The following is a 9,312-nucleotide window of genomic DNA, read 5'->3' as shown; positions in this document are numbered from 1 at the left end:
CCACCCAAACGAACACACACAAAAAGTACGTGCTCATTTAAGAGCTTTGAAAAGATTTTTGTCAGGGCCTGTTTTCCTGCCGCCTCTCTTCCTTGGACTCTGTCTCAAGGAGGGGCGCTGTCGGTCGCGCTGACCCATATGAATTTACACACCGGTATTACATTCCACAAATCGCCTGGCAGGACCACTTTTTAACGCGCTTATTCGAGGCCGAGTTTGCGCACTATTCCGCCGCCCAGGTTCGCACCGCCGGCGGAGACCCGGAACAGGCCCCACGAAATGAAGTAGGCGGCGAAGGGGAAGCCGAGCAGCGCCACTCCCCATCCCGGGAACTTCACCCACGCGCTAATGCTTATGGCAAGCATGACCAGCACCGCGGCGAACGCCCACCAATTTTTTATGGAGATGAGCTCTAGCGTAACGGCAATGGGCGCAATCCAGAAGGCTACAAAGACGACCTGCCAGATATCGCCGTAGCCGAAGAGAAAGCCCAGCGCTCCCGACAACAACGCGCACGCGACGTTCAACCAGCCGGTCAGCCACGCGGCATTTGCCCACGCCCGGCGCGTGCCACCGAAGACGAGGTTGTCCCGCCAGGACTGGCGGACGGTATCCATCGCGAACGGCACCAGCACGCCCGGCACCAGCACGCCCGCGACCCCTGACGCCGCCACGACGGGGTTCGCCCAGCCCCAGAAGTAGTTAGTGATGCCAAGAATGATCGCCACCAGGCCTACTACCGCCCAAAGCGCTAGCCAGCTGCGAACCAGGGGTCGGTAAACAATCTGCGCCGCCGGCATCGGCGGGAAAATCCCGTTGTCGGTCCGTCCGTCGGTTTCCGGTAGACGTTCCGACAGGGACTGGCGTTCCGGTTCGCCCGGCCTGAACCAAATCAACGCGACAACCGCGACGGTCGGCAGGGCAATCCACCACTGGGCGACTAGCGCGGAGATGGCGGCCGGCAGCAGAAATAAACTGGCATGGACTTTGCGCAGCTTCTGCCACTCGCGGGCAGGTAAGCCCAACAACTGGAAGGGAGCAAATTCGGGGACCGTAAACCACGCCGACACCGCGATAAAGGCACTGATGAGCACCGATTCCCAGGCACTCGCATCCGGAAGTATGGCCGCTCCCCACATCAGGAAGAAGACTCCGTATGCGACGAGCTTCCATTTCGTACTTATGGCCCAAAGAAGACGGAATCGGTTAGGCATTGTGCTCGCCTCCCACCTGGGCCAGGGCCGCCACGGCGCGGGCGAGAGTGACTTCGCTGGCGCGCAGCCCCAGCTCCCGGGCCTGCTCGAAGACGGCGTCGGTGAGGTTCGGGCGGGCATCGACAAGCGCCTTGGAACCGAGCTTTCCTTCGTGGCGATCCAGGACGGGCACGTCCAGGCGCGACAGGGCCCTGTCGAGCTGTTCCGGATTGCCGGTGAGCTCGAGTACGCCTTCCAAAATCTCCTCGACCCGGCCCGTGACCGGGTTCTCGCCCATCAGGGAGACGGTGTCCAGGTAGGCCGCCAAGTCGTCGAGGTGGTGGGTGGCCACGATGATGGTGCGCCCGTGCTCTTCCTGCAGGATCTCGTAGAAGACCTCCTGGTTGCGCGCATCGAGGCCCAGGTAGGGCTCGTCGAGAAGCATGTTCTCGCAGCCGGAGGCGACCGCGAAGACGATGCCGAGGGCCGACTTCTGGCCGCGCGATAGGCTCGCGTAGTTCGTGCTCGGCAGGTCGAAGCGTTCAATCAACTCTTCGGCGCGTTGGGCATCCCAGGTGTGCCAGCGCGCTTTACCGATGGTCATGAGTTTGCGCGTGTTCCACCCGTCGATGAGCGGGGTGTCAATCCCCATGAGGATGGTCTTGTCCAGCACAGCCGGGTTATCGAAGGGCTCTTGCCCGTCCACCCGCACGCCCGCGGCAGGGAGGTGGCCTGCTATCCGGCGCAGCAACGTGGTCTTGCCAATGCCGTTGCGGCCCACCAAGCCGTGGGTTAAGCCGGGTTCGAAGGCGAAATCGGAGGTCGTAATCATCGTCGTACTCCTTTGTGTTTTGCGGGTCTAGTGGTAGAGACCGCGGCTTTCGGCCACGCGCACGATGAGGTCGAGGAGCCCCTCGCGCTCGTAGCCGAGCCGCACCGCCTCATCGATGAGCGGGGCAACATACTCCGCGGCGAAGTCCCCGCGGCGCCGCTTGCGAATGAGTTCGGTTGCTCCGTCCGCCACGAACATGCCGATCCCGCGGTGCTTTTCCAGGACCCCGAGGTCAACCAGCACGGTCAGGCCCTTGCGGGCGGTGGCCGGGTTGATGTTGTGGAAAGCGGCCAGCTCGTTGGTCGAGGGCGCTTGCGCGCCCTCCGCCAGCGTTCCGTCCACGATGGAGTCCTCGACCAATGTGGCGATCTGCCGGAACAAAGGTTGGGTCGCGTTATCCATGTCCACCTCGGGATCTGTCGTGTTTTCGTTGGTGAAGGGTAGTTGGTTAGTTAGTCGGTTAGTTACTCACATAACTAACCTATACCCAGGCGCCGGTTTTCCACAACCCTTCGGGCGAAATTTCGGCGTTAACTTCTAGATTTCAACTCTCTGCCTGCAGTTTTGGAAAAAGAGATCGACGTTCACACGTGAATGAGGCAGACTGGGAGGTACCGAAACTTAGTTAGAACAAAGAGAAACGGATTTTAGGAGCCATGCTTGAACGCACAGTTGTATTCGTCGACACCTCGTATTTGTTGGCGAGCTTTTACAACTCCTGGGAAATTGGAGCTCGCGCGCAGCTAGAAATCGACCTTCCCGAGGTGGTATCCACCCTCGGGTCCATGATTGAAAACCAGATTGGCAACCCCGTCCACCGCCAAAACTGGTACGACGGCATCCCGGACACCGGCCCCCACCGCTACCAGCGCGCGCTGCGTACCTGCGACGGCGTCCAACTGCGGACGGGCCAGCTCATCGAGTGGGGCGAACGGCGTACCCAAAAGGCCGTTGACACCCGCTTGGTCGCCGACATGGTCATCGCCGGTTATGGCCGCCAGTTCACGGATTTCGTGTTGGTTTCTGGCGACGCGGACATGATCCCCGGCGTCCAGGAGGCAACGGAAAACGGCGTGCGCGTCCACCTCTACGGCTTCGGCTGGGACTCTATGTCCTCCGCCCTGCGCCACGCCTGCGACTCGACCACCATTCTGGACCCGCGCGAAGACTTCGCCGACGCGATGGAGCTGCAGGTCCTCGAGGGGCCGCTGCCTCCCGCCGTCCGGGACACCAGCTCGGCCGAGGGATCCGGCGATCCTTGCGCCGAGGGCGCGGATGCCGAGCCGGAACAGGCCGACGCACCGCTGCCGCCGGAGGAAGACTCCCGGGTAGAAAAGGAAATCGCCGGCGACGCAGCCAAGCCGCAGCCGGACGCCAAGCCGGACCAGGCCCAGGCGTCGGCCGCCGCACCGGCGCCCAAGCCGGCCCCAAAGCCCGGGGACCAGCTGCCGGCCAACAAGAAGCCCGACAACAAGAAACCGGCCCCGAAGCCGTCCATGATGGCGCCGCGGCGGAAGCTGCGCTCCCGCTACGTCCCGCTCCCCGAGGAGGTGTGGACCTCCGCCGGCTTCCAGACCCCGTTCGACGTGGGCCAGCAGTACGCGTCATGGTGGTTCGACAACGCCGCCAACGCGGAGCAGCGCGACCAGGCCCACCTGCTCTCGGGCGGCGGGCTTCCCCCGGAAATCGACCGCCCGCTGCTGCAGTTCGCGTGCGAGACGCTGCACGAATACACGTTGAGTGAAAGCCAGCGCGTCAATCTGCGCGACGGCTTCCACTCCGGGATTCGCGGCGTCCTCATCAACGTCCGCCGCGATAACTAGCTTCCGCTAGGGATTAGTCCTTCGCGGAGTCGGTGGACTCTGCGGACTCAGCCGAGGTGGTGGAGTCAGCGGCGTCCTGGGCCTCGCCCTCCTCGCCGGATTCCAGCTCGGCGGTGGTATCCGCGCCGGATTCCACCTGCTTGCCACTGTTCATCGAGGCGCGGATCTCGTCCAGGCGGGCGGCCGCCTTCATGTCCGTGCCGCTCGCGGCGATTTCCTGCATGTGGGCCCCGGCGGAGTCCTGGTAGAGCTCCTGCGCGCCCAGGGCGTCGGTGTAGCGCTTTTCAATCTTGGCCCGCACCGAGTCCAGGGTCGGGGTATCCCCGTCCGGGGTCAGCTCGTTCATGGAGTCGAGCGCCTGGGAGTTCTTCTCCTGCATTTCCGCCTGGTCCGCCTGAGCCATCAGCTGGTCCACCTGGGCCAGCTGCTCCTTCAGACGGGCGGAAGACTCCTTCTGCTGGCGCTGCGCCTGCTCCGCGGCCTGCTCCGCAGCCGCGTGCTGGGTCTTCAGGTTCTCCAGCTCGTTTTCTGCGGAGACCAGCTGGGAGGCCAGGACCTCAGCGGCGTCGTTGTACTCCTGGGCCTTCTGGCTATCGCCTTCCGCGGTGGCCTTATCCGCCAGCTCCAGCGCGCGCTTGGTCTGGTTCTGGTACTCCTCCCGGGTCTTGACCAGGCGGTTCAGCTGCATTTCCAGCTTGTTGCGGTTGCCGATGATCTCCGCGGCGTGATCGGAGATTTCCTGGTGCTGCTTCTTGGCCCCTTCGACGGCCTGCTGGATCTGGACCTTGGGATCAGCGTTCTCATCGATCTTCTGATCGAAGGAACTCATCAAGTACTTCCAGCCCTTGCTGAACGGATTAGCCATAGCTTTTAAGTCAACTCCTCGGGTACATCGAGCATAAAAAATCGCTTTCTCGCGAGTTTAGCGTTACTCACGAGAAAGCGTGCGGCGAAAGCTGCGGAAAGCCTAGTTGTTTTCGGCGTCTGCCTGGGCGTTCTGTTCCGCAACCTGCTTGCGGACCTCGTCCATGTCCAGGCCCTTGACCTGCTCAATGAGGTCCTCCAGGGCGGCCGGCGGCAGGGCGCCCGCCTCGCGAAAGACCATGATGGAGTCGCGGAAGATCATCAGGGTCGGGATGGACTGGATCTGCAGGGCGGCAGCCAGGCCCTGGTTGGCCTCGGTGTCCAGCTTGGCGAAGGTGAGATCGGTGTGCTTTTCCGAAGCCTCCTCGTAAATTGGGGCAAAGCGCTTGCACGGACCGCACCAATCGGCCCAGGCGTCTACGAGGACGATGCCGTCCTCGGTAACAGTCTTCTCAAAGCTATCTTCGGTCACATCGATGGTCGCCATCTGTAACGTTCTCCTTAAATTCGCGGTACGGGTACGTTGGCCACAACGGTACCGGACTCGCCTTTATTCCGTTTCTTCCGGTGTGGCATTTTCCCGGGCCAATCGGGAGGGAACCTACCCTTGCCCTATACCCCCTGGGGGTATACCATGAGAGAGAAAGCAACGCGAGGAAAGGAGCCACCATGGCCACCAAGAACTACACCGTCGAAGGCATGACCTGCGGGCACTGCGAACTCTCCGTCCAGGAAGAGGTCAGCGAGATCGCCGGCGTGACCGAGGCCAACGCCGATCACACCACCGGCACGCTCACCGTCACGGGCGAGGACTTCAGCGACGAGCAGGTCGCCGCCGCCGTAACCGAGGCCGGATACCAGGTGAAGTAAATGACCGCCCCCGATCTTGCCCGCTCCGCTGACACCGCCCACCTAGATCTCGGCGTCACGGGGATGACCTGTACCTCCTGCTCTTCACGGGTGCAGCGCAAGCTCAACAAGGTCGAGGGCGTTGACGCCCAGGTCAACTTCGCCACCGAGACCGCGGCGATCGACTTCGATCCGCAACTGTCCACGCCGCAATCGCTTATCGACGTCGTCCGGGCCGCCGGCTACGACGCCTTCGATCTCTCCGGCGCCGGGGACAACGGTTCCGGTGGCGCGGCGGGTGACTCCCCCACGGACGCGCTGTCCGCGGCCCGCGACGACGAGGCCCGGCAGCTGGCCCGCCGCACCGCTTGGGCGGCGATGCTCTCCGCCCCCATCATGGTCGTCTCGATGGTGCCGGCCTGGCAGTTTATGCACTGGCAGTGGGCGGCCGCCCTCCTGGCCACCGTGGTCTACGTGGTCGGCGGCGCCCCCTTCCACACCGCCGCCTGGGCGAACCTTAAGCACGGCGCGTTCACCATGGACACGCTCATCTCCTTGGGCACCTCCGCGGCCTATTTCTGGTCGCTCTACGTCATGTTCTTCGGCAACGCCGGCATGCCCGGCATGACCATGCACATGACGTTTAGCTCCAACCACGCCGAAATGGACCACATCTACTTCGAGTCGGTGGGCATGGTCATCACCTTCCTGCTGCTGGGCCGCTGGTTCGAGACCCGCGCCAAGGGCCAATCCTCCGCGGCCCTCAACGAGCTGCTGACCCTGGGGGCCAAGGATGCCACGGTCCTGCGCGACGGTAAGGAGGTGCGCGTGCCTATCGAGGAGCTCGCCGAGGGCGATGTCTTCGTCGTCCGGCCCGGCGAGAAAATCGCCACCGACGGCGTGGTCATCGCGGGCAATTCCGCCGTCGACGAATCCATGCTCACCGGCGAGTCCCTGCCCGTCGAGGTCACCGAGGGCTCCACGGTCACCGGGGCGACCATCAACTCCTCCGGCCGCTTGGAGGTCAAGGCCACGCGCGTCGGCAAGGACACGACCCTGCAGCAGATGGCCGAGCTGGTCACCGCCGCCCAGGCCTCCAAGGCCCCGGTGCAGCGGCTGGTCGACCGCATCGCGCAGATTTTCGTTCCCGTGGTGCTGGCCATCTCCGCGCTGACCCTCGTGGTCCATCTCTTCTTCGGCGGCGTGGCAGCGGCATTCGTCGCCGCGGTCTCCGTGCTCATCATCGCCTGCCCCTGCGCCATGGGCCTGGCAACTCCCACCGCCATGCTGGTGGGCACCGGGCGCGGCGCCCAGCTGGGGCTGCTCATCAAGGGCCCGGAGATCCTGGAGTCGACCAAGCAGGTCGACACCATCGTGCTGGACAAGACCGGCACCGTCACCGAGGGCGCCATGCGGGTGGCCGAGGTCTTCAGCGCCGACGGCACCGCCAGCCAGGCGGAGGTCCTCCGCCTAGCCGCCGCCGTGGAGGCCGGCTCCGAGCACCCCATCGCCCGCGCGATCTGCGCCGAAGCCCAGGGCGACTCGGCGGTCCCGACCGCCACCGACTTCACCACCGTGGCCGGGCAGGGCGCGCAGGCCCACGTCGACGGCCGCACCGTCCGCGTCGGCCGCCCGGCCGCGCAGCTTTCCGATGCCCAGGGCCTGGCCAGCGCCTTTACCCGGGCGGAGGAAGCCGGCGGCACCGCCGTGGTCGTGACCCGCGACGAGGAGCCGATCGGGGTCATCGACGTGCGCGATACGGTCAAGGACACCTCGGCCGAGGCCATCGCCCAACTCCGTAAGCTGGGCCTGCGCCCGCACCTGCTCACCGGCGACAACGAGGGCGCGGCCCGGGCCGTGGCCGAGCAGGTCGGCATCGCTAGCGCGGACGTGACCGCGGGTGTTATGCCGGAAGACAAAGTCGCGGTCATCCGGCGGCTGCAAGAAGGCGGGCACAACGTGGCGATGGTCGGCGACGGGATCAACGACGCCGCCGCCTTGGCGCAGGCCGACTTGGGCCTGGCCATGGGTGCGGGCACGGACGTGGCCATCGAGGCCTCCGACATCACCCTGATGAACAGCGACCTGCGCGCCGCGGTGGATGCGATCCGCCTCTCCCGCCGCACGCTGCGCACGATCAAGGGCAACCTGTTCTGGGCCTTTGCCTACAACGTGGTGCTTATCCCCGTGGCCGCCTTCGGTCTGCTCAACCCGCTCTTCGCCGGGCTGGCCATGGCGCTAAGCTCCGTCTTCGTGGTCAGCAACTCCCTGCGGCTACGCGGCTTTCAGAGCACAATTCGGGGGTAGGAGAAAAGAAAAGTCCTGGGCAGCCGCATAAAACACTGGCCTTGGGCGGGGGCACGTCCTACAGTTAGGTTTCCATGACCCCCTATCACTCCTACTTCCCTGACCCGCAACCAACGCCTGGACCGCCTGCCGGTGACCCCTAAACACCGGCGGCTCATCTTTGGCTCTGGGCTCGGCTGGGCGCTCGACGCGATGGACGTCGGGCTGATTTCCTTCATCATGGCCGCACTCGCCCTGCACTGGGACCTGAGCAGCACCCAGACCTCGTGGCTGGCCTCGGCCGGCTTCATCGGCATGGCCATCGGCGCTTCCGTCGGCGGGCTACTCGCCGACAAGCTGGGCCGCCGCCAGGTCTTCGCCGCCACTCTGCTCGTTTACGGCCTCGCCACCGGCGCTTCCGCGATGGCGACGGGCCTGGCGGTGCTCATCGTCCTGCGCTTCATCGTCGGCCTGGGGCTGGGCGCCGAGCTGCCCGTGGCCTCCACACTCGTCTCGGAGTTCTCCCCGCGCCGCATCCGCGGCCGGCTGGTGGTGATCCTGGAGGCCTTCTGGGCGCTGGGGTGGATCGCCGCCACCGTCATCGGCACCTTCGTCGTCGGCGCCTCCGACTCGGGCTGGCGCTGGGCGCTCCTCATCGGCATGGTGCCCGCCGCCTACGCCGCCTACGTGCGCCTGGGACTCCCGGAGTCCGTGCGCTTCCTGGAGGATCGCGGCCGCCACTCGGAGGCCGAGAAGATCGTCCGCTCCTTCGAAGACTCCGCCGAAAAATCCGGCGCCACCGTAGAGACCGAGCCGCCGGCCGCGGTGGAAACCGCCCCGGAGGATGAGAAGGAATCCCTGTTCTCGCCGCGCCTGCGCCGCCGCACCGCGGCCTTCTGGACCGTGTGGTTCTGCGTCAACCTGTCCTACTACGGCGCGTTCATCTGGATCCCCTCCCTGCTGGTCGCGGACGGTTTCGGCCTGGTGAAGTCCTTCAGCTTCACGCTGATTATCACCCTGGCGCAGTTGCCCGGTTACGCCGCGGCCGCCTGGCTCATTGAGGTCTGGGGGCGGCGGGCCACCCTCACCGTCTTCCTGGTGGGATCCGCGCTGGCCGCCGGTCTCTACGGCTGGGCTAGCACCGACGCGCTCATCATCGTCGCCGGCTGCCTGCTGTCGTTTTTCAACCTGGGCGCCTGGGGCGCTCTCTACGCCATCGGCCCAGAGCTCTACCCCACCCGCCTGCGCGGCCGAGGCACGGGTGCGGCCGCCGGCTTCGGCCGGCTGGCCTCCATCGCCGCCCCGCTCATCGTGCCGCCGATCGTGGCCGCGGCCGGCACCCCGTGGCTCTTTGTCCTTTTCGCGGTCTCCTTCGCCATCGCCGCCGCGGCGGCCTGGGCCCTGCCGGAGCAGGCGAACAAGGAGCCCGCCGATTAGGGCTCACCCCGCGCCCGGCGTGCTTTAA

The 9,312-nt window shown here is 65.4% G+C and carries 9 protein-coding genes; 4 read left to right on the top strand and 5 right to left on the bottom strand.

What is annotated here, in order from left to right; translation table 11 throughout:
- Positions 1–200: 200 nt before the first annotated feature.
- From VVR85_RS09910 to VVR85_RS09900, 3 genes are read right to left on the bottom strand one after another with little or no spacing between them, the layout of a single operon-like run.
- Positions 201–1,214 carry a hypothetical protein gene (locus VVR85_RS09910; RefSeq protein WP_368520728.1) on the bottom strand — a complete coding sequence of 338 codons (1,014 nt, stop codon included), beginning with the start codon at positions 1,212–1,214 and terminating at the stop codon, positions 201–203.
- A complete protein-coding gene (locus VVR85_RS09905) occupies positions 1,207–2,025 on the bottom strand; it encodes an ATP-binding cassette domain-containing protein (RefSeq protein ID WP_368520727.1) in 819 nt (272 codons plus the stop codon). Before VVR85_RS09905 ends, VVR85_RS09910 begins: the two co-directional genes overlap by 8 nt.
- 27 nt (positions 2,026–2,052) lie before the next feature.
- Positions 2,053–2,427: a GntR family transcriptional regulator gene (locus tag VVR85_RS09900; RefSeq protein ID WP_368520726.1), complete on the bottom strand. Its 375-nt coding sequence runs from the start codon at positions 2,425–2,427 to the stop codon at positions 2,053–2,055.
- 254 nt (positions 2,428–2,681) lie between these two features.
- Between VVR85_RS09900 and VVR85_RS09895 the strand changes: the two genes are divergently transcribed.
- Positions 2,682–3,848, top strand: a complete 1,167-nt coding sequence (locus VVR85_RS09895) for an NYN domain-containing protein (RefSeq protein ID WP_368520725.1) — start codon at positions 2,682–2,684, stop codon at positions 3,846–3,848.
- Between the two features lie 13 nt (positions 3,849–3,861).
- On the opposite strand, the gene VVR85_RS09890 is transcribed toward VVR85_RS09895, so the two are convergent.
- Positions 3,862–4,713, bottom strand: coding sequence for a PspA/IM30 family protein (locus VVR85_RS09890; RefSeq protein WP_368520724.1), 852 nt, complete (start codon positions 4,711–4,713; stop codon positions 3,862–3,864).
- A 102-nt stretch (positions 4,714–4,815) separates the two neighbouring features.
- Complete coding sequence (gene trxA, locus VVR85_RS09885) at positions 4,816–5,199, bottom strand: thioredoxin (protein WP_368520723.1); 384 nt, start codon at positions 5,197–5,199, stop codon at positions 4,816–4,818.
- A gap of 182 nt (positions 5,200–5,381) precedes the next feature.
- Between trxA and VVR85_RS09880 the strand changes: the two genes are divergently transcribed.
- From VVR85_RS09880 to VVR85_RS09870, 3 genes are all read left to right on the top strand, one after another.
- Positions 5,382–5,582 carry a heavy-metal-associated domain-containing protein gene (locus VVR85_RS09880; RefSeq protein ID WP_070768798.1) on the top strand — a complete coding sequence of 67 codons (201 nt, stop codon included), beginning with the start codon at positions 5,382–5,384 and terminating at the stop codon, positions 5,580–5,582.
- Positions 5,583–7,868, top strand: coding sequence for a heavy metal translocating P-type ATPase (locus tag VVR85_RS09875; RefSeq protein ID WP_368520722.1), 2,286 nt, complete (start codon positions 5,583–5,585; stop codon positions 7,866–7,868). It begins immediately after the preceding gene.
- 84 nt (positions 7,869–7,952) lie between these two features.
- A complete protein-coding gene (locus VVR85_RS09870; protein WP_368520735.1) occupies positions 7,953–9,284 on the top strand; it encodes an MFS transporter in 1,332 nt (443 codons plus the stop codon).
- Positions 9,285–9,312: the final 28 nt, after the last annotated feature.

The organism is Corynebacterium sp. LK2590, from assembly GCF_040946105.1.
GTDB lineage: Bacteria > Actinomycetota > Actinomycetes > Mycobacteriales > Mycobacteriaceae > Corynebacterium.
This window is presented reverse-complemented; position numbering and strand designations above follow the sequence as displayed.